This is a genomic window from Flavobacterium beibuense F44-8, assembly GCF_000769915.1.
Lineage (GTDB): Bacteria > Bacteroidota > Bacteroidia > Flavobacteriales > Flavobacteriaceae > Flavobacterium > Flavobacterium beibuense.
In genome coordinates, this window is record NZ_JRLV01000014.1 from 115869 (window position 1) to 140499 (window position 24631).

General features: G+C 37.1%; 21 protein-coding genes and 1 tRNA gene. 7 read left to right on the forward strand and 15 right to left on the reverse strand.

Features of this window, described 5'->3' with window-relative positions:
- Positions 1–28 precede the first annotated feature (28 nt).
- The 9 genes from Q763_RS11970 to Q763_RS12010 all read right to left on the reverse strand — a co-directional run bounded on the left by Q763_RS11970 (position 29) and on the right by Q763_RS12010 (position 15744).
- Positions 29–1972 carry an AAA family ATPase gene (locus tag Q763_RS11970; protein WP_035134577.1) on the reverse strand — a complete coding sequence of 648 codons (1944 nt, stop codon included), beginning with the start codon at positions 1970–1972 and terminating at the stop codon, positions 29–31.
- Positions 1973–1990: 18 nt separating this feature from the next.
- A complete protein-coding gene (locus tag Q763_RS11975; protein WP_035134578.1) occupies positions 1991–5725 on the reverse strand; it encodes an AAA family ATPase in 3735 nt (1244 codons plus the stop codon).
- Position 5726: 1 nt separating this feature from the next.
- A complete protein-coding gene (locus Q763_RS11980; protein WP_052123427.1) occupies positions 5727–6962 on the reverse strand; it encodes an exonuclease SbcCD subunit D in 1236 nt (411 codons plus the stop codon).
- A 147-nt stretch (positions 6963–7109) separates the two neighbouring features.
- The gene (locus Q763_RS11985) at positions 7110–8363 is read right to left on the reverse strand and encodes a relaxase/mobilization nuclease domain-containing protein (protein ID WP_035134580.1); all 1254 of its coding nucleotides are present in this window, start codon (positions 8361–8363) and stop codon (positions 7110–7112) included.
- Entirely contained in the window at positions 8354–8740 is a 387-nt protein-coding gene (locus tag Q763_RS11990; protein WP_035134581.1) for a plasmid mobilization protein, read from the reverse strand. Before Q763_RS11990 ends, Q763_RS11985 begins: the two co-directional genes overlap by 10 nt.
- A gap of 272 nt (positions 8741–9012) precedes the next feature.
- Positions 9013–10083, reverse strand: coding sequence for a DUF932 domain-containing protein (locus Q763_RS11995; protein ID WP_035134583.1), 1071 nt, complete (start codon positions 10081–10083; stop codon positions 9013–9015).
- A 414-nt stretch (positions 10084–10497) separates the two neighbouring features.
- The gene (locus Q763_RS12000; RefSeq protein WP_035134585.1) at positions 10498–13128 is read right to left on the reverse strand and encodes a DUF7017 domain-containing protein; all 2631 of its coding nucleotides are present in this window, start codon (positions 13126–13128) and stop codon (positions 10498–10500) included.
- A 1-nt stretch (position 13129) separates the two neighbouring features.
- Complete coding sequence (locus tag Q763_RS12005; protein ID WP_052123428.1) at positions 13130–15262, reverse strand: ATP-dependent DNA helicase; 2133 nt, start codon at positions 15260–15262, stop codon at positions 13130–13132.
- Positions 15263–15342: 80 nt separating this feature from the next.
- Entirely contained in the window at positions 15343–15744 is a 402-nt protein-coding gene (locus Q763_RS12010; RefSeq protein WP_035134588.1) for a helix-turn-helix domain-containing protein, read from the reverse strand.
- Between the two features lie 173 nt (positions 15745–15917).
- Between Q763_RS12010 and Q763_RS12015 the strand changes: the two genes are divergently transcribed.
- The 3 genes from Q763_RS12015 to Q763_RS12025 are packed head-to-tail and all read left to right on the forward strand — an operon-like array spanning position 15918 to position 17548.
- Positions 15918–16826, forward strand: a complete 909-nt coding sequence (locus tag Q763_RS12015) for a hypothetical protein (protein WP_035134590.1) — start codon at positions 15918–15920, stop codon at positions 16824–16826.
- Positions 16813–17184, forward strand: coding sequence for a hypothetical protein (locus tag Q763_RS12020; RefSeq protein WP_157499423.1), 372 nt, complete (start codon positions 16813–16815; stop codon positions 17182–17184). The genes Q763_RS12015 and Q763_RS12020 overlap by 14 nt, the downstream gene beginning before the upstream one ends.
- Positions 17185–17191: 7 nt before the next feature.
- On the forward strand, positions 17192–17548 hold the full coding sequence (locus Q763_RS12025) for a hypothetical protein (protein ID WP_035134595.1): 357 nt from the start codon (positions 17192–17194) through the stop codon (positions 17546–17548).
- A gap of 72 nt (positions 17549–17620) precedes the next feature.
- Here the strand turns inward: Q763_RS12025 and Q763_RS12030 are convergent, their stop codons facing one another.
- Positions 17621–17986, reverse strand: coding sequence for a hypothetical protein (locus Q763_RS12030; RefSeq protein WP_157499424.1), 366 nt, complete (start codon positions 17984–17986; stop codon positions 17621–17623).
- A gap of 289 nt (positions 17987–18275) precedes the next feature.
- Between Q763_RS12030 and Q763_RS12035 the strand changes: the two genes are divergently transcribed.
- Both Q763_RS12035 and Q763_RS12040 read left to right on the forward strand, forming a co-directional pair.
- Positions 18276–18533 (forward strand): hypothetical protein, encoded by a 258-nt coding sequence (locus Q763_RS12035; protein ID WP_035134599.1) that lies wholly within the window; start codon positions 18276–18278, stop codon positions 18531–18533.
- Between the two features lie 6 nt (positions 18534–18539).
- Positions 18540–18821, forward strand: a complete 282-nt coding sequence (locus Q763_RS12040; RefSeq protein ID WP_035134601.1) for a hypothetical protein — start codon at positions 18540–18542, stop codon at positions 18819–18821.
- Between the two features lie 77 nt (positions 18822–18898).
- On the opposite strand, the gene Q763_RS12045 is transcribed toward Q763_RS12040, so the two are convergent.
- The 3 genes from Q763_RS12045 to Q763_RS12055 all read right to left on the reverse strand — a co-directional run bounded on the left by Q763_RS12045 (position 18899) and on the right by Q763_RS12055 (position 21665).
- Positions 18899–19978, reverse strand: a complete 1080-nt coding sequence (locus tag Q763_RS12045) for a PDDEXK nuclease domain-containing protein (RefSeq protein WP_035134603.1) — start codon at positions 19976–19978, stop codon at positions 18899–18901.
- Between the two features lie 13 nt (positions 19979–19991).
- Positions 19992–21308 (reverse strand): site-specific integrase, encoded by a 1317-nt coding sequence (locus Q763_RS12050; RefSeq protein WP_035134605.1) that lies wholly within the window; start codon positions 21306–21308, stop codon positions 19992–19994.
- Between the two features lie 283 nt (positions 21309–21591).
- Positions 21592–21665: transfer RNA gene (locus tag Q763_RS12055), tRNA-Ala, on the reverse strand.
- 109 nt (positions 21666–21774) lie between these two features.
- Here Q763_RS12055 and Q763_RS12060 point away from each other — a divergent pair.
- Positions 21775–22545, forward strand: a complete 771-nt coding sequence (locus Q763_RS12060) for an enoyl-CoA hydratase/isomerase family protein (RefSeq protein WP_035134606.1) — start codon at positions 21775–21777, stop codon at positions 22543–22545.
- Here the strand turns inward: Q763_RS12060 and Q763_RS12065 are convergent.
- Positions 22535–23173, reverse strand: coding sequence for a 2OG-Fe(II) oxygenase (locus Q763_RS12065; protein WP_035134608.1), 639 nt, complete (start codon positions 23171–23173; stop codon positions 22535–22537). The two genes, Q763_RS12060 and Q763_RS12065, sit on opposite strands and share 11 nt — an antisense overlap.
- A 112-nt stretch (positions 23174–23285) precedes the next feature.
- On the opposite strand from Q763_RS12065, the gene Q763_RS12070 reads away from it, so the two are divergent.
- A complete protein-coding gene (locus Q763_RS12070; RefSeq protein WP_035134609.1) occupies positions 23286–23735 on the forward strand; it encodes a 6-pyruvoyl trahydropterin synthase family protein in 450 nt (149 codons plus the stop codon).
- 90 nt (positions 23736–23825) lie between these two features.
- Here Q763_RS12070 and Q763_RS12075 read toward each other — a convergent pair.
- Positions 23826–24631: OmpA family protein (locus Q763_RS12075; protein WP_035134610.1), on the reverse strand; the 806-nt coding region annotated here is incomplete at its 5' end.

The window sequence follows — 24631 nt, forward strand, 5'->3', positions numbered from 1 at the left end:
AAATACCTTCATACTAATCGCTTCCAACTTAATTACTATTTAATCTATTAAAAGCATCTATAATTCTTTGGTTTATCATTCCAGCATTTTCTATATATCTTAATATCATTTCACCAGAATCACTTCCTTTATCAGATAGTATGTTATATGTAATGGGATTTTGTAAATGTTCTCTAACTTTATCTTTTAATAGTTTTTGAAGTTTTGGGTAAAATTTTTCGTTATTATTAGCAAAGCGGTCGTTGGGGATAGATGCTTTTAATTCTTCAATCTCTTCTATTGAAACTGTAAGCTCCCATTCAGCTAGTTTTTCATTACATATACTTACCCAAACATTAGAATCAATACTATCTTCAATATCTTGAATGCCTACAAAAAACATGTTTTCTGTTACTGCATCCCCACCAATCTTGTATGAAGCATCATTGTCAAAAAGAAAAACCAAATTGTTTACATCCTTCTTAAAGTTTCTAAAAATGCTTTCTAGAATTTGTTTGGCTTCTAGCCATTTGTCTTTTCCTTTTATATTGATAATCTGCACATTATCTTCTTCTGGAAGATGTCCTATCCAAATCTTATAAAGCTTCGGGATTAAATAAGCCTCTGTATCTCCTTCAATCACTAAAAACTTATTAAAAAATAGAAAATCACTATTTCTAATGTCTAAATTTTCATAAACAGCATCTATATCATCTATTCCATAAAGCTCTGTATATCCGTTACCATCCTGAATTGTACCAGTTATTGCATTTAATTTGGTTCTGTCAATAAAAATTGTAGAGTGTGTACTTAAAATGGTTTGTACATTTCCGCTTGAAATATTTCTAATTATTTCAAATAATTGTCTTTGTGCCGTTGGATATAGGTGGGTTTCTGGTTCATCAAATGCCCATATAAACTTGTTATGGTTATGTTCAAGTTCATTGGCTGTTATTATAGCAGCAGCTTTAATCATGGCAAACCATATCTGCCTTTTAATGCCTTCTCCCTGAGCATCTAGATGTATATCTCCATCGGCATTTGCTTTATTGATAACGATATCGGTAATAGATTCCTTTACATCAATATATACTTTTGTTTTAATAGCTGTTATGTTAGGGAAATCGGCACCAATTATTGTCTGTATTTCTTCAAGTTTTTCATTAATACCTGCGGTAACAATTTGAGCTGTGCCTCTTGCTTGTACTTTCAATGGGGCTAAATGTTCTTCTACTAATCCGTCCATAGCATCAGCTGCCAAAGATTTTATTTCATCCAAAGAACAATTCCAATCTAAATAGCGGAAAGTAGGAAGTAGGTTTTTATCTGCTTTTTCAAATTTAAATTCTTGCCAAATAGGCGTTGGCTGTCGTACTTGATATATAGCTCTAACCTTTTCAATATTTGAAAGAGGACCAGCATTATTTTCATTTTGTAAGAGTTCGGGTGGAATTGCCATGTCAGCAACTAGTCTGGTCAACTGGGTACTTGTTAGTGCATGTGCGGCAAGATAATTTGCTTCTCCTATATCAAAATCATTAAGAACAACATAAGATTTCGTACTATTATTATTTGTATCGAACACTTTTGCTATCCATAAAAAATTTGAATCGTTAGATTCTAACGACCATCTGGCGGTTGCGGATAATGTTTGAAGAAACTCTTGGGTTAGTTCATTTTCAGCAATGTCTAATTTAGCAATAACCAAGCATTGTCTACCATCATATGAAAAATTTGGTAAATTGTTTTGTTCAATAATTGCTTGTAATTCTTCTTCTAGCAATGTTGTATTGGATAAATCATTTTTTGCACTATTATCTTTTATAAAACTAAAAACGGGCTTATCCATAAATAAAAGCTCTGCTGCTTTTAATATTGATGATTTGCCACTATCATTAATACCAATTAAGATATTTGGTTCGTTGTTCTCAAATTCAATTTGAACTTTCTGACAGCTTCTGTAATTTATAATTATGAGTTTATTTAAGTGCATCTCTTATACTTTTTATAATTAATACCCAATCACTTCCACCTTACTTTTCCCACTCTGCTGTTTACTTACCTTAATCTGTATGGGAATTCTCTCGGTCATTTCCTGCACGTGAGAGATCACGCCTACTTTGCGACCCTGATTGTGCAGCCTTTCCAGAGCATCCATTGCGATATTGAGCGTAGTAGGATCTAACGAACCAAAGCCTTCGTCAATAAACAGGGATTCAACCTTCATACGGCTGGAGGATAAGGAGGCGAGACCCAAGGCAAGGGCAAGCGATACCAAGAATGATTCTCCGCCCGAAAGAGAGTAGACCGTGCGCACTTCATCGCCCATGTCCTGATCTACCACCTGCAGGCCAAGCGATGCCGGAATGCGCTCGATTTTGTATCGGCTGGTGAGTGCCTGCAAATGAATATTGGCGTAACCCAGCAAAACATCAAGCGTGTATTCCTGAGCAATCTGGCGGAATTTTTTACCGTCGGCCGAGCCTATAATCTCGTTGAGTTTGCTCCAGTTTTCTGTAATGGCAGCTTGTGCTGCGATGGTTTTTAGCAGGTCGCCTATTTTGTTTTTATTGGCTTCGTTTTGTTGCAGACGGAAGCTGTTTTCTCCTCTTTTATGTTTCTTTTGTTCTACTTCTGATTTGGCCATGTTGTTAAGGCCATTCAGTTCCTCAAACGGCCGTTCGGATAAACAATTCTGTTTATGGGTGTCGAAAGTCTGTTTTCGTTCTGCAAGAATGCTGTTGGTTTTAGTCACTTCCTCTTCAATAGCTTGTAAGGTGGCTCGTTCTGTAGTCATCCAATCGTTGCTCAGGGCTAATAGTTCGTGCAATGTTTCAATGTTCAGCAATTGATTGTTCTTTTGATTGAAGGCATCAAGCCAGTCCTGCATTTTTTGCAATGCTTTTTTGGCCTCGGTTTCTAAAGCTGTTAATGTGGTTGTTAATTCTTCTTTTTGGGTATGGGCCTTGGTGCTGTCAATTTTAAGTTGCTGCTGGTTTTCTTTTAGTTGTTCGAGCTGTTTCTGGGCCTGGATTTGCGCTTGTTTTAGCGTTGCTTCGGCTGCATCAGCATGTTGTCCTTCAAACAGGGCATTGCGCTGTTGGGTCAGATTTTGATGGATGTTGTATTGCTCAAGGTGGGCTTCCGCTTTTTTGCTGACGTCTGTAGCAAAGCTTTTGGTTTGGTTCTCCAATTCTTTTAGTGTGGCTTCGAGTGCTACTTTTTGATGGGAAAGTTGTTCCAGTTTTTCGTTGTTTTCTTTCCAGGTGCGGACAAATTTATCAATCCGTTCTACGAAGTCGATCGGGTTGTCTTTCCAGTTTGCCATCCAGTCTGAAGCGGTAAAGTTGGGTGAGAGAAGCTGCTCTACATCGTTAAGATCGATGCTTACTTTATCTCGCTCTTTTGTATTACTGTTTTGCTGTTCGTAATAAATAGATAGCCTGCTTTGGACATCTTTTAATTGGTTGGCTAGGCCATCTGTGTTTTCCTTAAGTTGGTCTAGGTGGGTTTTGGCCCTTTCCAGTTGTTGCTTTTTATCGGTATAAGCCTGTATTTGTAGCAGCAAATCGAATTGTTTGGATTTAAGTGATTGTAATTTATCTTCTATCCAGTCTACTTTTTTTGCATCGGCTATAGCCTTGCTTTCCTGAGCACAATCAAATTGTTCCCAAGCTTGCTTTTTGGTTGCCAATGCCAATTGTTTTACTCTAATCTCTTCACTTTGGCGTTGGATGGCTTGCTGTAGCGTGTTGCTTTCTTGTTCCAAAGCATTGTGCTGACTATGGCTTGTCAGATAGGTTTGTTCTTTTTCCTGATAGGATTTTTCGATTTGTGCCAGTACGTTTTCCAATTGCGGATTATGCACGGCATACGGGTGTCTAGTGCTGCCACATACAGGGCATGGCTCGTCATCAACTAAAGCATCCCTAAGTTTTTCTACATTTTCGGCCAATGTCAGACGTGCTTGCTGCAGGAGCTGGTAGGCAGTGTCTTTTTCGGCTTTTTCTAATGGGAGCTGTTGGGTTAGTTTTTGTAGGGTTTCCTGTTTTGTTTGATAATCTGATTGATCTTTTAGTTGTTTCTGATTTAGGGTTTCTAATTCTGTAAGGGCATTATAAAGCAGTTGCCAATGGGCTTGTGCCTGTAAGGTGTTTTCTACCTGACGGTCTGTTTCTATTTTTTCTAGGTTTAGGGTTTCAATAGGGGTTAATAGCAGTTCTTTGGACTGGATGTCGTAGTTTTTCTTTACTTTTTCGAGGTTTTCCAGTTGTTGTTTCCACTGGTTTTCGAGGCTTGTTTTTTGAGCTTCGTCAGTCTGGATTTTATCCTGTAATTGAGCCAATTTTGCAGCCGAGGTTTGTAAAGTTTCCAAAAGTTTTTGGGCATCCTGTAGTTTAGACAGGATGAGGTCTTTGTTTTCGGCAATCGGGTTACGGTCTGCGTGTTCTGTTTTCCAGTCGGTAATGGTTTGTATTTGGGTAACAAGATGGGTAAATTCTTCTTGTTTAGCGGTTAGTGCTTCTTGATGTTTTTGGTTGGCTTCAGTAACACTTTCAGCTTCTTCTTTGAGTTTTTGTACTTGTTCTTTTTTTTCTTCTAAGATGGTGTCGAGTTTTCTTGCCTGTTCCAATAGGGGCAGGGCATCGGTAAGAGCTTTGTTTTTTTCTGAAAGACGGTTTTCGGCCTGTTCCAATTGCTCTTCGAGGTTTTCTTTTTGCTCTTGTTGGGTGGCGATAGTTGCTTTTATTTCTGTAAAGACTGCTGTTCTGTCGGCATGCTGCTGTTGTGCATGTTTGAGGGCATCTGCCCAGCTTCTGGTTTGCTGTGCTTGCTCCACGGTTTGCAGTTTTTGCTTGCGTGACGAGGCTAGTGTTTTAGCTTCAGTGGCTTGTTGTACAGCTGCTTGGGCTTCATCGTGGCTGGTTTGCAGTTTGGAGAACTGTTCGTGCCAGTTAATTTCTGCGGTCAGTTTTTCAATGTCTTTTTCCAGACTTTTGATTTGGGTTTCCAGTATTTTTTGTTCGTCTGACAGGTTTTTTAGTTCGTCATCGGTAAGTATAATGATACCTTCTTTACGCAGATTGTATTCATGTAGTAGGAGATCTTCTGCTTTGTGTTTTTCGTAAATCTTTTTAGAGATTTCGGAATAGATGTGCGTTCCAGTCAACTTTTCAAGTAAGGAAGATTTTTCGTCTCTGTTGGCTTTCATAAAGGCCGTAAAATCGCCTTGCGCCAATAGTACGGATCTGGTGAATTGTTCGAAGTTCAGTCCAACAAGTCGTGCTATTTCGTTTAGGGTTTCTAGTTTTCTGCCTGGTATATCGGTGTTGGTGTTGATGTTTTTTAAGATGACGTTGTCAGATTGCATGTTGCCATCGGCCATATTGCGGGCACGTCTTACACTCCATGTGGCACGGTAGTGTTCTGTATCTGTGCCTACAAAATCGACTTCGGCAAATCCGTCAGCCGTTCCGTCACGCAAGATGCTGCGTACGTCTCCCTGATTTAAGGTGCTGCCTTGTATATCACGGATTTCTATTCCTATTTCTTTTGCTTGTAAGTATCGGGGCGTTTTGCCATACAAGGCAAGGCAAAGAGCATCTAATATGGTAGATTTTCCTGCGCCAGTGGCTCCGGTAATGGCAAATATTCCTGCGGAGCATAGTGGTTCTGCTGTAAAGTCGATTTCGGTAGTTCCTTCCAGCGAAGCGAGGTTTTTGATTCGTATGGCTAGTATTTTCATTTTATTCGGCTGCTTGATTTATTTCCTGTGCTACTTGTTGAAAAAGTTGCAGGATTTCGGTTGGTACTTCGCTATTGTATCTGGATTGGTATGTTTTGCCGAATACGTCGATGGGTTTTAGTTCGTTCAGCTTTTCGGGTGTGACAAATTCCTGCGCTTCTTGTGTGGAGGCGGGATACTTTACATCGATTTTGGCTAATTTGACTTTTTTGCCTGCCAGTGCAGTTTCTATTTTATGGCGCAAGGCTGGCTCGGGACCTTCGAGTAATACCCGTACTTCGAGATAAGGAGTTGCTTCAAGAGCAGAGTCCTCGTCGGGTAGTTGCTTTAACAGGTTTATGACTTCATGCAGTGGCTGATGGCTTAGCGGAATTCTTCTCAAGGGTACGAATAACGGAATTTCTATAGCTTTAAGATTACTAATTTCCTGATCGAGATCAAAAATAATTACCTGATGTTTGTATTTGAGTTCAGAAAAGGACATTGGTAGCGGGCTTCCCGAATATCGGACATGTTCTTGACCACCTACCTTTTGCGCTTTGTGTATATGTCCTAATGCAACATATTTAATATCTGAATGAAACGCTGTGGCGGGAATGCATTCTACGCCTCCCATTATAAGTCTTTCGGTTTTATCGAGTTCTGTTATTTCGGCATGATGAGTGTGCAGGTGTCCCATGGCAATAATGATTTGCCCTTCTTGCTTTCTGTTCTCAGCATATTTAAAAGCTTCTTTATATAATTCAGTAACACCTTCGGTATACGGATTTGTGCAGTCTGCTATCGTTGGGTAGTCGCCCATCCTTAAAAATGGTATCGCAAGGCACCATATTTTTATACTTCCAGAGTTATCATGTATAGGAACAAGCAATTTTTCGTATTCAATTTTGCCATCAAAGTCTTTTTCAACCACTCCTATAATGTGAACATTAGAAGATTCCAAGAGTGGTTTGGGAGCTTCTAAGCGAGAGGCAGAATCGTGATTTCCGGCTGTGATTATTATCTGTAAATCTGAATTGGCTTTTGTTGCCTCACTTAAAAAAGTGTAAAATATTTTTATTGATGCCGCTGATGGGTTGGAAATATCGAAAATATCTCCACTAACTAGCAGTACGTCGATATTTTCTTCCGTTAAGGTCTTCAATAACCAATTTAAAAATTGCTTATGTTCGGTGGTACGATCAAATTCGTGAAATAGCTGGCCAATGTGCCAGTCAGCCGTATGGAGTATTTTCAAGACGATATATAGTAAAGTTATTATAAACGATACTAATTTAACAAAATATTTAATGATAACCCCTAAGTAAAAATACCTGATTTACATTTCTAAAAAATACCTAGACAACGAATTTTTAAAATCAGTTCTGAAATCAGAATGTATAGTTTACTTTCTCAACTTTTTGTTTTTTCTCAACTTCTTAAATTCCTTAGCAACATATTCATAATCATCTTCTACTTTCATCAGTAGATTAATAAGCTCAAGTAATTCATTAAAATGAATCATATTTTTATTCTCTTCAAGAATTTCAATGAGTTCCTGTTTTGAAAAAGCAACTTTTTCTCCTTGTTGAGTCATTTTCGTTTGGTTAGAATTACACCTATCCTGTAATCCCTTAGCACTATACTCCTTCCCAATGCTACTCCCATTAAGAACACTTTTTGTCTTGTGATCGACAAATGTTATCCCATATATTAAACCTTCAGTATTCTGACGCAGGACTGTATCAACTCCTTCCTTTTGTAGTTGCTTTGCCAGTTGAGGCAAAATGAGAACGTTATTCTTTAGGAAAGCTGAGTCAATCGCATTTTTGACACTGTACTTATCCGACTGCCTTTTGATCTCATTTGCTGCGAATTTCTTTTCCAGATTCTTTAGTGTTGGCTTATCATAAAACATGCTAGCCTTGATTGGTACACCAACACGATTACCTTTTTCATCCAATGCGTGGTAAAGCAATCCATTGTGCTTTGCAACCCTTGAACTTTCTGCACCTTTATCAGCTTCAATATTATACAGCTTCAGCACTGCATTCAGTTCCGGTAAGCTTGTATACTTGTAATTGCTCACGACAAACTTCAGGACGTTTTCAATCGCTTTTTTTGTTTCTGATTTGCCATACCGGACTCTTGCCGAAACAGGCTCCGGCTTGTATTCCTTCTTCTTTTGATTTTCCGCTTTTACAAGATTGAAAGCCTGCTCAATTTCCTTGCGTGCCGGTTCCGACCTATCCTTGCCGATGTTGTGCATGGCAAAACGCTTTCCATTTTCCTGAACGTTGATTGAAGTTATATGGATATGAGGATGCCCTGCATCATGGTGTTGATAAATCAGGTATGGCTGATTTCCGAAGCCAATTTTATTCATATATGTTTCGGCAATCTCCAATAGTTTTTCCTTTGGCAGGCTTGCCTCACTGGGATCAAAGTTTAAGGAAATGTGGACAGTGTTTCGCTTTACATTCTCATTGAGCTTGCACTGCTTTTCAAGGCGGCTTAGCTTCATGGCGTAAGTCAGCCTGTCGGCATCCACAGGATAATTTCCCTGACCAATACATTCCGCTTTTCCTTCCTTTATTTTGTTCTCATTGTAGTTGAGCATCGCCCTGATGGAATGCCCCGTCTTAATTATTACAACCATTTTTCGGCAAGCTTTTGAAGTTGTTCTTTAACCTCATCAATCTTGGAAAACATAGTTTTCTTTTGGCTTTCAAAAAGTAAAAGCAGTCCCTTAATTTCAGAAGCTTGTGAAGTCGTATTTACCCTCCTGACCAGTTGGTTAAAGTTATTGCCGATGGCATTCAGCTCGCGGTTAAGGTGGCTCATTTGCATGATGGCTTCATCGGCTGAAGCATCCCTTGTGAGGGTGGTGATCGGCTTGGTGAAAAGGCAGTGCCTCACATATTCGCTTACACTGCGGCAGGTGCTGTTTTTGCAGCGGGTTTCAAGCGTAGAAAATTCCTTGTCCGTAAGGCGCACATAGATACGCCTTTTGCGGTTGTTATTCTCGGTCTCCATAATATCCTCTTCATTGGTTCAACAGCTATAAAGCATAGCAGTGTCCCCCGCCCCCGAGTTCCGAGGAAAGGGCGGCAAGATGCCGTTGTCCGACAACGGGACATCTTGCCATTGCCGCAGACAAGGCAATCGACCGCAGCCTTTTCAATGCTTTCCGCTAATGTAATTCGGCTCAGAGGATAAAAGCAATCATAGCCAAATTTTGACCATGATCGTAAAAAGTTGGGGCAGGTTTGGCTCCCTGCCCCGTTTTGATTTTCTGTAATGCCAGGTTAATTCAGTGTAAAAACTCCACTATCGTTTTTGGCAAAACCGCTGCACAATTCAAAGGCTTTTTGCGCTCTTGTTTGTGCGGTTCCTCCCATTACAATGGATTGCAATTTGGCTTCTTCATCTTTATATTTTCTTACATTTTGATAGTAGCCCGTCACAGCATTATAAGCGCCAAACAAAGTACCTTTAGTGGTGTCCATTTGTTGGGTATCATTTACCATTGCATAGGCAAAAGCATCTTCCACCATATTTTTAAATGCAGTTGATAATTCATCCTCTGCTCCCTTCTTTAAAAGGTCGTAGGTTTCTTTGTTTGGGCATAGCGCCAACTGTATCAATTTCTTTACTTCTTCATCTTTGACCCTCACCGTTGCCCACTCATTAAAGATGTTTTCTAACTGGCTGCTCAGGGTGTTTGCCATACCCATGACTTTGTGCGCATTTTCCAAACGTTGTTTTGCCCCTGAGGTGTGTTTAATACGCACCACATTGGTCATGTTTTTCAGTGCTGCATTTAAAGTATTTCTGCAGACAATGCGCACGGGTGTAAAGGCTGCTGTAATACTTCCGCTGCCATCGTGGGAGGTGGTCAGGAAGATGTATTTTTCGGTTACATCATCGCCATTGCCCACACGGATATAATCAGGTAGTTTGGCAGTAATAAAAATGCGTTCGCCATTTCCTAAAGCTCCTGCTGTCTCGTATAAAATTCCATCCTCACCGCCTACAATTGCATCAAAAAAAGCAAATGCATCACGATTCTGTACGATGTGGTAATCTTTACCCACCACTCCTAAAACGGTGTTGTTATCGCTGCGCACATTGGCAAAATAATTCGGTACTGTGACAGGCTCACCAGCAGTTAAATCTGTGGTAGCCTGTAGCGTTTCGATACTGTTTGTAAACAGTGGCGATTTTACCACTTCATAATCCAGTCCCGCATGTTTAATTGCTTCCTGACTTGTTGGGTAGTCGGTTACTACCTGACCTAAATTGTGCCATGCTTTTTCCTTTACACTGAAAAAAGAATAACGCCCTGTCTTTTCGTTGTAATTAAGATTGTGTCCCATGATTTCTAAGATTTAAGGGTTCGACAAAAAAATTAATTATGATGAATTCATCTCTTTTCTTTTTTAGCCGTCAGCCTCCTTAAAAAACACATTTGTTTTCCAAAAGAAAACGGTAAAAAAGAAAGCAGCCGAAAAGTACGGTGCAGCGGAAAAACAAAAGGAAACGGAATAAGTCCCGAAGGGTGGTGAGCCTGCGAGCCATTATGCCGTAGTCTTTTGTTTTAACCATGAGGTGCACCGCAATAACTTAGCTGCCTTTTTTGCCGTTTCGTAATGGAAAATATTCAGAAGAAAATGAAAGATCTTTGGTTTGCACAAATAGCTAAAAGTGCATGCCTGAAAGAGCATGCTCTTAGCACAATGCAAAAACAAATCCTGGCGGTTTGCCGGAAGGTTTTGTTTTACTACATGAAATTAGTCCATTTTAAAAACATCAATAATTTTCCATTTATCTCCTGTAAAAATAGCTATTGCTTTTACATTACAGTCATGGACAATTTTATTTTTTTCCAAGAGATATTTCGGTACATAATTGTCTCCTATAAATCCGAAATCAGGTATAACTTTTTTAACAATTAATTTTCCATTCTGATCAAAGTCATTTTCATTCAGCTTTCTTTCTTCATCGAAATCATCAAACATAGAATTATTATTTTTAAACTTAACGTATAAAAGTCCACTAACTTCTTTTCGTAAATTAAGATTAACTTCATCTGTAAGTTCCAACTTTAAAACGGTAATTTTTATATTATTATTCTTAACTAATTTGGTTACAAAATTCAATCTAACGAAATCTCCTTCATGCGGCCTATAGGTAGTTTCTGAATACTTAACGATTCCTTGAAGTTTCGAATTGATAACAAAATGAAAAAGTTGTTTTTCTTGATTTACACCATCAACAATTGCAATTTGGCTCTTAAATTTTGAAATGACTTCATCCTTTTGAACTTTCTGAACTTGTTTTATTTCAGTTTTGATTTCTCCTTTCTTATTTCTAAGGAAGAATTTTGAAGTTACAAAGTCACCTATTTGTAGTTGGTTTTCTAGTTGCTGGAAAAATATTTTTTTATTGTCAAATGTAATAGCGTGTATCAGATTATTTTCTTTATTGTAATAATCAACAACAGCATAGGTATCATCTAATATAGACCATGTAGCTTTCTCAGATTTTTCAGCTAATAGCGGAAAATATTTATATTCAGTAGTGATAACACTTCCCATCCAAGAATATTGAGATGGAATTTCTTTTTTTATTTCCTGCTTATATAATTTGAATCTAAAAACCTGACCTATTTCATATTGCTTTAGAATTTTAAAACGATTTACACTAATTGAGAAATCTATTGTTTTTCCATCAGTAAACATTAGGCGTTCTTTTCCCTTTTCGTCTTTCCATTTATCAAATAATACTACTTCTGTCCAATCAAAATCGGCGTAAGCAAAGTTTTCTGCCAAAGGAATATATTTTTTGTACAATTCCCGATTGTCCCTTAAATCCTGTTTAACCACATTCGCTTTTTGATATAATTCTTCAAAATTTGAAGATAGTTTCCAACATTTTATTTCTCTATGTTTTTTATACGCTTCAAGTTCTACCTGTGCATTTTTTAATAGGTTCTCATCAATTAGAACATTTGCCAAATCTAAATGAATATCGCCTAAAAAATCTTCGTTTTTTTCTAAACTCAAAGCCTTTGATAACATTCCGATTTTTAAGGAATTGTCTAAAGTAATACAGGCTGAAAACTCTTGCCATATGTAGTGCTTATTCGCAAGTTCCAAAACGAGCTGTTTGTATATTTTAATTGCTAATTCTAGTTCATTGTTTTTGAAATGCAGTAATGCTTTTTCTCTCAACAACCATTCATCATCAGGAAATAATTTGATTGCTGTATCGTAGGGTTGAATGAGCCAAAAAAGATCTTGTTCAGATGTTTGAGTTTTCAGAATTTCAAAAGCTTTCTTAATTGCTTTTGTAGCTAATGGCTTGTATGTATTTTCATGCTTCTTTGTTTCTTTCCAATCGTCACTCCTTAAATTCTCCGGATTCCAATTTTTGAAAAAGTTGAGAAAACGCTCTTCATCACTTTCTTTCATAAACCTTTCAGCAAGATTTAAAATTTCGGAATGCCATTTTGATTGTCCGTGTTTTGAATAATTGGTGTTATATTCCACAAATAAATTCCACAAATTAGCAAATCTATTTTCCTTGTGAGTATTGAAAATGTTCCAAAAATATGTCTCTCTGAAAAAGTCTACAATTGTTTCTTTATCAAGATCTATTTTGTTTAGAAAGTCTTCAATCTCAAATTCAGTATTTGTGTTTACAAACTCTCTACAAATACGTGAAATTAAAGAAGGAATGCTTTTTCCTTCTTTATGTCCATCGTGTAAATCTTCATAGCGAAGATTGTCGGGATTCCATAAAAGAAAAAAGTTGTAAAATTTAAAATCGCCGTGTGTTTTAGAATAGTTTAAAGCAAAATTTAGAATCATAGAATGAAGCATTGACGGTCTTTCATTCTTTAAATTCATATAATCTCTCAAAAATGTTCGTACTTCAACAGATGAAAGATTACTTTCTTCTGCCTTTATGTATCGGTAAATAACCCAACAGTATGGCTCGTGATGCAATTCTGTAAGCCTGTTTTGAGAAATTAGGGTTTTGAAAATTGCTAATGCTTCTTTATGTTTCCCATTTTTACTTAATCCATCTGCTTGTTGAACTTCCGAATAAATAGGGTCAATTTTTGGACGAAGAAATTTTTTTTGATTTTCAATTATTTCATCTTTGTAACCTTGAAAATCTATTGTATTTAGTTCTTTAAAACAAACTTCTGCTTGATTCAAGTTATTACCGGCTATATAGTATTTACACAAATCTAAAAGCACCCAAGCAAATGCCTTTAGCAACCATTCATCTGAACTATCTTCTAAGTATAATTGTCTTGAGATGCTTAAAGCATTGTTTAGTTTATTCAGTTTTTCAACTCCTGATAAATCCTTTGCTTCATTTCTTAATAAAAAAACGGTTTTAGAATCCATATCAAGATGATTTTTCTAATAAGAGTTCGTTTATTTCCTCAACTAAACCTGTCGTTCTCGACAGAATAATTTCCGTTTTCTTGAATTTAAATTTTCCGTCATACCAAAATTTGTATGTCGCTGTAAAACCATTCTTCTTTATTTCATAAATCTCGTGATATTGCTTGTGTTCAATTTTGGCAATTTGAAAATGGAAAGGCTGTAGTTTTTCCTTTAAGTTCTCGTAAAACTCTTTTTGAAATGATTGCTCAAACTCAAATTCCTTTTTGTCTGTTTTGGGTTCTGCAATTATGATTGTTTTATTTTGAAGTTTGGCAAGTTTCGTATATATACTTTCAGTAAATTCAGTTGATTTTATGGGCTTTTGTATGGTTGTAATTTTATCATGGCTGTTGAAGTTGATTTTAAAAATTGCAACATCATTTCCTTGCGAAAAAGTATAATGTTCCAAATAACTTGTGTGGCGAATGTCACTGATGTTTACATTTTCATCTTTTAAACATTCACTAATTACAAGATAAACGCGCTTCACAAAAGCCGTCTGATTTGAAAAATCAAACGGCAATTCTGTTTCTGAAATTTCTGTATTTAATTCAATAATATCTTCTCTTGGTTGAATATTCTCAATTTTAGGTGGTTGAACATTGCTTGCAATACCAAAATGTGGCTCGCCAATCGTAAACAGATTTTGTTTTGCCCTTGTAATTCCTGTGTAAAGCCAACGGAAATAACTTGAATTGAAATAACCCATTGACGTTTTGCAATCTAAAAAAGTATTAGTCCATTCTCCGCCTTGAGCTTTGTGGCAAGTAACAGCATAGCCAAATTTTATTCGTAGAGCGTTAAAGTACTTATCGCTTCGCAAAGCGTCTTTAAATTCTTTTGTCCCTGGTTTTAGCTTCGGATTTCGGATTTTAAAATCAATGTAAAGGGCTTTTAATTCATCTGAACTCAAATCTCTATGATGTGAGTAAAGCAAGTTTTCTATAATTTTACATTCAATGTCGTGTTTCTTAAAATCTTCGTCTGTAAACGTAATTGTAACGTCACGAAAAGTCAGTGGAACGCTAACTTCAGTCGTTTCGTCTTTTTTGTTTTTTCGTTTTAGCGCAATTGTTCTGATTTCATTCGTTGGTGTAACTTCTTTTACAATTCCAAAATCGCCATTTAGCAATTCCATTTGTGGATAGTTGTAATTGTTACCGACCGAAATTACTTTGTCGCTGACCGTTATTAAGTTTTGATTTGGAAAAAAGTGATTTCTAACTAAGTCGTTGTATTCTTTTACTGATGAATTTGAATAAGCAACAATTATTGTTTCTTCGTCAATGCTGTTGTTACAGGCTTGCAGATACTTTGGCAACAACTCTTCATATTTTGTCGTGTTGATGTCTTTAAAATTGGTTTCAATATCAAGTTGGTTAAAAACATTTTCTTTTAAAGATTTTCGAATTTTTGTGGCGTTGTATAGTATTCCGCTTTCTGCCTCTTGTCTTACGACTTCGGTAAGTTCAAATTCTTTTGAAATAAGTCCATAATTTTCTTTTAAATAATTTTCGTCAAGTGCTGGCGAAAAATTCATATTAACGGGTGGCAACTGTGCGTTGTCACCAATGAAAATTATTTTTTTACTATGGTCGTTGCTGTCAAGATTTATGTGATTTATTAGGTCTTTAAGCAAATAGCCTGAACCAAATCTAAAAAACTCTCCCTCTGAATAGACATTTGAAATCATTGATGCTTCGTCAATAATGTAAATTGTATTGCATGGATCATTATTATTTTTCAGTTCGTAGTAGAATTTAAAAGTTTCTGTTCCATCATCGCCTTTTGTCTTAAATTCTTGTATGTCTTTGCTTGAATAAATTGTTTTGTGAATTGTGTATGCCTTGTATTTTGTTTTTTGCGAAATCACTTTTGCCGCTCGCCCTGTCGGTGCAGCGATTTTGAAACTTCTTTTGGTTGTTGTTAAAAAATCGGTAAGTCCCTTCATCATGAAAGTTTTACCTGTCCCTGCATATCCCTTAATTATAAAGCACTTTATCTCATTCGACAGGAAAGCTTCTAACTCACAGGTGAGTGCTCTTTGACCAGATGTTAGCTCAAAGGTTGAAAAAGATTCAAAAAAATTCATACAATTTATTATTGAGGTGATTAGCTTCAAAAAAAGCCCAACAACTGTAGGGCCTTCGATAATTATGAATTAATTCAAATTTACTTATTAACTAACTTTTCCAAGTAAGTTACTTTATCTTTCTCCGCTTGCAAAAGCCTTTCATAAAGCTTCTTATTTTCTTCGTAAGCTTCAATCAATTTATCCATTGGATTAAATGTACATCCATAATTTACAGCTGAAGAATTGTCTACATGGTACGTATTACCAATTATATTTAAAACAGCCTCTTCTGAAAATTGTTTTATACCTTCAGCAGTAACACCTAAAGCTTTTGCAATTTCTTCTAGTTTTGAATCTTCAACAGTTGCACTATTTTCAATATTAGAAACCGCCTGTTGGCTAATGCCTAATGCAGCAGCTAGCGCCTCCTGCTTCATATCACGAAGTTCACGAATACGGCTAATTTTTCTTCCTATGTGGTTTTTTGTAGGTGTGTCCATAATTCAAAAGTATTGAAAATTCTGTAAGCTATTTATTAGTTGGTAAAATACAAGCCGAAAGTGGTAAAGTACAACACGCTGTGGTTCGGTACCTTACCATAACTTCTTTACTTGCTGTGTATAAAACAAAAATAAGCTTTTTCACTTAATGTTCAATTAAAAAAGTTTCAGTTATGCAAGAGCAGGTTATAAAAAATGAAAATGATTTTACTGAAGACAAAGGGCTTCAGTTCGTTAAATCGTTCCTTATGGACAATTTACAACTCTCCGGTTTGTACTGTTTCGGTATCCACCACAAAAACAAAATGTACAGCAATGCCATTAGCGGAGAGGTAAAAACAAGGCAGCACACACATTACTATTTACTGGTGTACACCATACACAGCAGGGAAAATGCAGTGGCCGACCTTAGCGACATCATAAAAAAGAAAAGCAAAGGGCAGTACACCGTTACGCTGTTTATACACAAAGCGACTACCGTGAGGCAACTTACCGCCGAAAGCAAGTATTTCTATTATCATGCCATGCACAAGGGCATAAACCTGTATGAACATGACGTTGTACCTCCTCGCATCGCCTTTGAGCAGGAACCTCAGCGTAATGTAAAGCATATAAAAGCGTATTGGCACAATCGCAACCGTGTTTCGGAAGTGTTCCTGCAATCCCAAGGCATGGTAGACGGTATTGACACCGAACCGATACAGGAAGCCATGATGCAGGTTGCTATGGAAAACACGGCACTGGCTCTTATCAATACTTTTCTGGGTTACCGTCCCATTCATTTTAACCTCGGTTACCTGTTTGACATCTGTTCGCTGTTCTGCACGCTGGTAAGAGAGTTTTTTCCAAGGAATTCGGCAGAGGAGATCAAAATGTTTGAGTTGCTTTCCAAGCACATTAGTAAACTCAGGAGTGCCCATCTCGGGCCTATGGATTTCCTCAACACGGAACTATTGCAGCGCAGGTGCAGACTTTTCCATGAAAAAGCTACCGTTTTGATCGAGTCGGAAATCGAAAGGCTTGAAAAGCTTGCTAAAGAGAATAAACAACAACCTAAAGATGAAAGTGATGGAAACGAATGAGAGTAAAAATCCCGAAAGCGATATATCGCTAACCAAACGATTAGAGAAAATAGGGCTTCCCATTTACATGATGACTGATACGGAAGGTTACGAATGTAAGCTCCGTTACAGTAACTACTTTGATGTATTTATCGTCATAGAAGATCTTATTGAAATCTCGCTGCATACGCTGTATAATTCAGAATCCGAAAACAGCGGCTTTGTCAGTCATCCTACCCGACACCTTGTGAGTGTACTTGAGTTAATTAAACAATTACTCCCCGGTGATACGGGACAAACGCTAAAGGAACTCAATGATTACCTGAAAGCCAAGAAAGAAGAGTTACGTAAAGAAATTAATTCTACCCCAATTAAATAGTACAATTATGGAAACAAAAACAGCACAGGAGCTGGAAGCTTTTGCTTCCCTCCTAACCAAAGCGACAGAGTTTAATATGCTCGACCCGTATCATAACCGTGAGGATATGTATACAGCTAAACTGTTCTTTAGCGGTTACAACGATCTTAATCTAGCTGTAATGGATATCATTCAGGTATGTATGACCGCCTTGTATTCTATGGAAGAAAGCGGTAATGACAGGAAGTTGGCATCAGCACTTACCATTGCCGATGTACTTCAAATAGCACTTGACCTCATGCCAATGGAGGAATTTCAGATATTGGATAGTTGCCATCAACTGCATTTGAAGTTGAAAGATCTTGAAAATGAAAATCAGGAGTAAATAATATCGCATTAAGAACTTAAATTAAAAGCCAGACGTAATGTCTGGCTTTTAAAAGCTTATTAAAAATATTTACTCGAAAGTTTCTAACAACTCACATTCAACTGACTTGCAAACTATCCTAAAATTAGACTCCTCATTATCTGTATTTTCTTCCATATTGATTTGTGGAAAAAAATTAAACACTATGGTTTCCTCTTTTTCAAATATTAATGCTTCATAAATTATTAAACTGGAAAAAGGAAATGGCTCTATAAATCTAAAATTTAAAATATTTGAAAATGTTAATTTGATTTTATCAAAACGCCCGTCCCTATTCATATTCATCGCGTTTAAGACTAATTCAATTTTACCATGATCTTCTACTCCCCTTTCATAACAAACTTTTGAAATCAGAGCATCACTAAACGTACCATATTTATCTATTATTTCTTTCATGATTATAAAAGTAAGCAATAGATAACAGATAAAGCCAGAAATTATTACTGGCTTTAATGAAGTGAAAATTCTGATCATCTAACTTCGAATAGCATGCAGGGGTAAAGACAAAGAAATCACTCGAATGTGAAGTGTTACAAACTACATGTGAAGTTGAAAGATCTTGAGGCTGAAAATCATGAGTAAATTTTGACTACGATAAATCAGGCTCAGTATTGTAATTTTATTACATACTTTTTGCTTAAAGCAAAATGGAGATAGAAAGTCGAATTACAAATGTAGAGGAATTATGAGCGAGTATGTAACTAAAGAGGATTTAAGGCAGTACAGCCTTATGATTATTGACGAGATCCGTAAACTAAAACCCGAGATTAAAAAAGATGACGAAGTGGAATGGCTGAAAAGCCGTGCAGCCAGAAAAATGCTTACCATGTCGGCAGGTTCTTTACAAAACCTTAGGGTAACCGGGCAGGTACGCTTTAAAAAAGTTTTGGGTTCCTACTACTACAACAGGACTGACCTACTGAAATTATTCACCGGAAACTGATGGGCTATGACAGCAAAGGACATTCACAACCATCTTTCCAAACTGGAAAATGATGCCAGGCTCAATGTCTGGCATTTTGCGCTCCTAACGGCTATACTGACTTTAGCCACAAGACAAAAACAATCCAAGACTATTAATGTGAGTAGGAGAAAATTAATGGCACTGTCGCATATCAAAACACTACCTTCTTACCATAAGTATCTAAAGGAACTTCAGGAATTAGGGATAATTAAGTATACTCCGTCTTATCATCCGGGATATAAGAGTGAGGTGGAGTTGTTAGGTTAAATTAATTGTTCCATCAGTGATGACACAATTGTAAAAGCAAAGATGCTGTCTCAAAAAGTGAAACAGCATCTTTAGTTTTAAGCATTATCGGAATTGTCATCCTCTTCCAAAATATCATGCAACTTTTGCTGCAACAATTCCTTTTCCGGTAACTGTGTCCGATATTTTGCCACCATAGTTGGAGAGAGGCTTCGGCTCAATGAATATTCAACGACCTGATTATCCTTGTCTCTACACAATAATATCCCAATGCTTGGATTCTCATGTTCTTTCTTTACATCCCTATCCAGTGCTTCAAGGTAAAAATTAAGCTGCCCTATATGTTCGGGTTTGAATTTTCCTGCTTTTAACTCAAAGGCAACCAAGCATTGTAAACCCCGATGATAAAACAATAGATCAATGTAAAAATCACTACTTCCTACCATCAGTTTATACTCTTCACCAATAAATATAAAGTCCCTGCCAAGTTCCAAAATAAAGTCCTTCATCTTCAATAAGAGTCCCTTTTGCAATTCCCCTTCACTGTGCTTCTCAGGCAGGTTAAGAAAATCAAACACGTAACTATCCTTAAAAACTTGCTCTATATGCGATTTAGATTTTGAGTGAATTACAGATTTAGGATTTTCACTCGTCATTGCCCTTTCAAAGAGACTTGAGGAAATTTGCCTGTTCAGTTCTCTAACACTATAGTTTTCCTTAATACTTTGTCGTATATAAAACTCTTTTTCTTCATCGATTTTGCATCTTGAAAATATAGCAATATGATGCGTCCAGCTTATTCTAGCTAACAAAGTTTCTTTTATATTTATAATGACTTGATTATATGAGACAGGCTTTAATTTTTCCTTAGTATAGTAATCATTTTGAATTTGTCGCATCACTGATGCGACAAATGTGCTATGGGAATAAGATTCAAAAAACTGTATCATTCTATACAGCCCTGCCCTGCTAAACCCTTTAAGTTCAGGATGATTTTTTTGAATAAAATGAGCTAGTTCACCAATGGTATTTTCACCCCATTCAGCCTGTTTGAGTTTATAACCAATGTAGGCACCTACATTCCAATATAGGTTTATCAATTCAGCATTTACAGCTTTAATCGCATTTGCGCGTGATTGCTTTATGATTTGAACGATTTCTATAAAATTATTTTCCATGACTTCCTTTAGTTTAGTTTAATGATGCCCTTTGATTAATTGTCAGTAGTGCCTTCAGTTCGTTTATCTCTTGTTGCATTTTAGCCATAACCGACTCGTTATTTTCTTCTGGCTTATTACTACTCAGTCTTTCCTGCAATTGCCTCATTTCCTTTCCAATTGATTTGTGCTCCGTAATAGCATATTCTTCGGTTTGCTTTACTGATTGATGGCCAAGCATCTCTTTAACCACATGAATAGGAACGTCATTATTGAGTGTTACAGTACTTCCAAAAGTACGCCTGGCCTTATGAGTGTTGAGCGTACTTTGAATGCCGCACAGGTCAGCTATTTCCTTTAAATAGCCATTCATACGTTGATTAGAAATTACAGGCAGAACAGTACCACGTTCCACACACGTAGGGTGTGCTTTATACCTTTCAATTATTCTTAACGCTTGGGGAAGTAACGGGACCTTAAAACTGCTGCCTGTCTTTTGCCGCTCTTTAAGTATCCATAATTCACCATCATCACCTTTTCTTATATCAGATACTTTTAAATTATATACATCGATATATGCCAGTCCGGTATAACATTGAAATACAAAGACATCCCGCACTGTAGCAAGTCTTTCAATAGTAATAGGGTGGTTCTCCAACTGATATAATTCATGCTTTGACAATGGCCTTTTAATAATTTTCTCCTTTTTACTTTTAAACCTTTTAAAAGGATCGACGGTTATAATCTCTTTGTCAATAGCTCTAAGAACAATTTTCTTAAAATTGGAAATGTATTTAAGCGCAGTATTATTGCTTATCCCCTTTACCGATTTCAAATAAAATTCAAAGTCCTTGACAAACTCGTAATTAAGTTCCCTGAACTCCAGGTCATCAACTCCGTACTTAAATTTTAAAAAATCCTTTACATGCGACTTAGCAGTCTCGTACCTGATATGAGTGACTTTTGAGTACTCCCTGGGAACTAAGGCTTTAATCTCATCATTATGTAGACTAAACTCTTCCATAACTTTTGCTTTAGAAATAGTCTTCCCCAAAACAAAATCAATCAGTCTTTGAGCGGTAATGGTATGTCCTTCCAACATAAGGCTCGTTCGGTAGTGATTTATCCTGGCAGCTAACGAATCCAGAAACAGATTTACGGCTTTAGCATCTTCCCTAGTACCAGTTGCTCTTTCTAATTTCTGATTCCATCGCTGCACATTCCACTTTCGCTTTGTGGAAGTTTCTTTAGGGATTCCGTCTACCGTTACCCTCAAATAGATAAATCGTTCATTGCTTTGCTTAGATGAGCTCTTCAAAAAGAAGGTAAGCCCGAAACTTTGTTCTAACATAATTCAACATTTTTAAATTAATAAAGTTCGAATTATACCGTCTTTAAGTCAAGATGTAAAACCTGTTTATAGGTTGATTATCAAAAGCTTAACCCCTATTTTGTGGCAATTTTATCCGGCACTAGAAATTGCCACAGATTTGCCACAAATTTTTTTATCACTTTTGAAAATTTTGCAGGTAGTATAAGAAACAAAAAAACCTGCAAAACATTGATTTTGCAGGTTTTACGATACTTTTTGAAAATTTAGCTTTGTTTTAAAAAAGCTAAAAATTCACTAAAAGTGGAGAAGATGGGAGTCGAACCCACGACCTCTTGCATGCCATGCAAGCGCTCTAGCCAGCTGAGCTACATCCCCAAAACTGTGAAGCAAATATAATATAATTCACTACCAAAAATACAAACTTTTAAAGTTTTTGTTTTTCTCTTTTTCATTTTGCTTTAATTTTACAAAAAACAAAGCAAACATGAGTACTACAACCAGACCTAACGGGTCTTTATATACCAAAATTGAAAACAAAATCGCTACTGTAGAGTTTGGTCATCCGGCCAGTAATTCATTCCCTGGAGAGCTTTTACAGCGACTTACAGACGAGTTTAATAAACTTAGTAATAACCCTGAAGTAAGTATTATTATACTTAAAAGTGAAGGCGAAGGTGCTTTTTGTGCAGGAGCATCATTTGATGAGCTATTAGCCGTATCTAATTTAGAAGAAGGTGCTGTTTTCTTCGCAGGCTTTGCCAATGTAATCAATGCAATGCGCAACTGTTCAAAGCTGATTATAGGCCGTATACACGGAAAAGCTGTAGGCGGTGGGGTAGGCCTGGCTTCTGCATGTGATTATGCCTTGGCTACAGAAGTAAGTGCTATAAAACTATCTGAATTTACTATAGGTATTGGTCCGTTTGTAATCGCCCCGGCCGTAGAAAGAAAAATGGGCAAAGCCGCACTTGCAGAGATGACACTTGCCGCACACGAATGGAAAAATGCCTACTGGGCACAGGAAAAAGGTTTGTATGCCAAGGTATTTGAAAATATAAAAGAGCTTGACAACGAACTTGAAATTTTCAGTTCCAAACTTGCATCTTATAACCCCGAAGCATTGAACGAAATGAAAAAAGTACTGTGGGAAGGCACCGAAAACTGGGATACCCTACTGGCAGAACGCGCAAAAATATCAGGAAGACTTGTACTATCCGACTTTACAAAACAGGCTTTGGAGAGGTTTAAAAAATAGCCTCTCCCCTTGTTTTTAACCAGCCTGTAATACTTAAGCGTTCCTGTTTTACAGGCTTAACTTCGTGTTCTAAAACACTGCTTTCAAAAATAACCATACGTCCCTGTACCGGGTAAATATTCTCTGTACGTTCTGTACCGTTTTCAGGAATATAAACAGCCAGTTCACCTCCATATTCCGGTAGCCAGTCTTCTTCATTAAGATAACACACTACAGACAGTTTTCTTCTACTGTCATTTTGAAACGTATCCAAATGGCGTTTATAAAATGTACCTTCAGGGTATAATGCATAATGAAATTCCTGTTCAGTAATCCCCATAAAACAGGTTCTGTTAAGGTAATCAATAAAATGATTCAGCCGTGCAAAAAACTTAGTTTCAGCAGGATTACATTTACTTTCATCCAGCCAAAAAATAAAATCACCCCTAACGGCTTTCATAACCTGTTCGTTAGACCAGTTGCCAATTGCTGATTTTTTGAACTGATCGTCATCGTATTTATCTAAGAGGCTTTGGCGAAGCTCAAGTACTTCCTCCAAGGGGAAAAAGTTTTCTACCACACTATATTGCTTCTCTAAAAGGTCGGTTATAACCTTTTCATACAACGGATTCAACTGCAACTCATCCATATAGCGCCATAATTAAAAAAGGCGAGCAAAGATAGCTGGAAAACCAATACGTTGAGAATAAATTAATGCGATGCATTTAATTTAGTAAATTTGCACACTTAATACTATTATAATGAGCAAAATCAGGATTACAAAACAGTTTAATTTTGAAACCGGACATGCCCTTTACGGATATGACGGCAAATGTAAAAACGTACACGGACACAGTTACAAACTATCAGTAACTGTTATAGGAAGCCCTATTACAGATACCAGCAATGTTAAGTACGGAATGGTAATTGATTTTGGCGATCTTAAAAAAATAGTTAAGGAAGAAATTGTAGATATTTTTGATCATGCTACTGTTTTTAATCAAAATACGCCTCATATTGAGCTTGCTAACGAATTAAAAACAAGAGGACATCATGTAATTTTAGTAGATTACCAGCCTACCAGTGAAAACATGGTAATTGATTTTGCCGCAAAAATTAAAAGCAGACTACCGGAAAATATAGCGCTACATTCATTAAGACTTCAGGAGACCGAAACCTCCTTTGCCGAATGGTATCAGAGCGACAACTAATAAAAGAAGCATTCATAATAAAAAAGCAGCCCATTGGGCTGCTTTTTACTTTTTAGGTTGGTTTAAATTGTTAAGGCGATTTATAATTGATTATTTCTTCACGATAATAAACTCCGATCGTCTGTTTTGAGCGTGTTGCTCTTCAGTACAGTTTTCTTTGCAGTCCACAAGTGGCTCGCTCTCACCATATCCCTGTCCTGAGATACGCTCTTTAGCAATACCTTTTGAAATAACATACTGAACTGTAGCCTTAGCCCTTTTGTTGGATAGGTTCATGTTGTATTGTGCACTACCACGGTTATCCGTGTGGGCCTTAACCATGATTACCATTTCAGGGTTGTTGTTCATAGCCTCAACTAACTTGTCAAGTTCAAAGGCAGCCTCTTTAGTGATGTTGCTCTTATCAAACTCGAAGAAGATGTCGTTAAGGGTAATAACTGTTGTTACAATCTCCTCTATCGGTCTCAGGTCAGCCATAACGTTAACCTCTCCGCCATGGGTTTTAGCAATAGGGAAAGTGTTTTGTTCGTATTTAGGCATGCTTGCCTGTATGGTATAAGCCCTGTCACAGTCAACACTGTAGGTTACCTTACCGTTAGCATCGGCCGTTCTGGTCTCGATTACATTGTTACGCTCATCAAGGATGGCTACCTTAGCACTGGCAAGTGGTTTGCCTGTATTGGCATCTCTTACCATTACAATAGCCTCAACCCCACAAATTGGGGTAGCGCTGTACAACTGGTCAACTCCTGTTCTGTTACTGGAGAAGAATCCGATCTGTTTACTGTCATTGAAACTGAAAGCAAAGTCATCCTGTCCTGAGTTTACAGGCAGGCCTACGTTCTTAGCTTCTGTCCCCTTGTTCAGGTCGATAACAAAGATATCCAGTGCCCCGA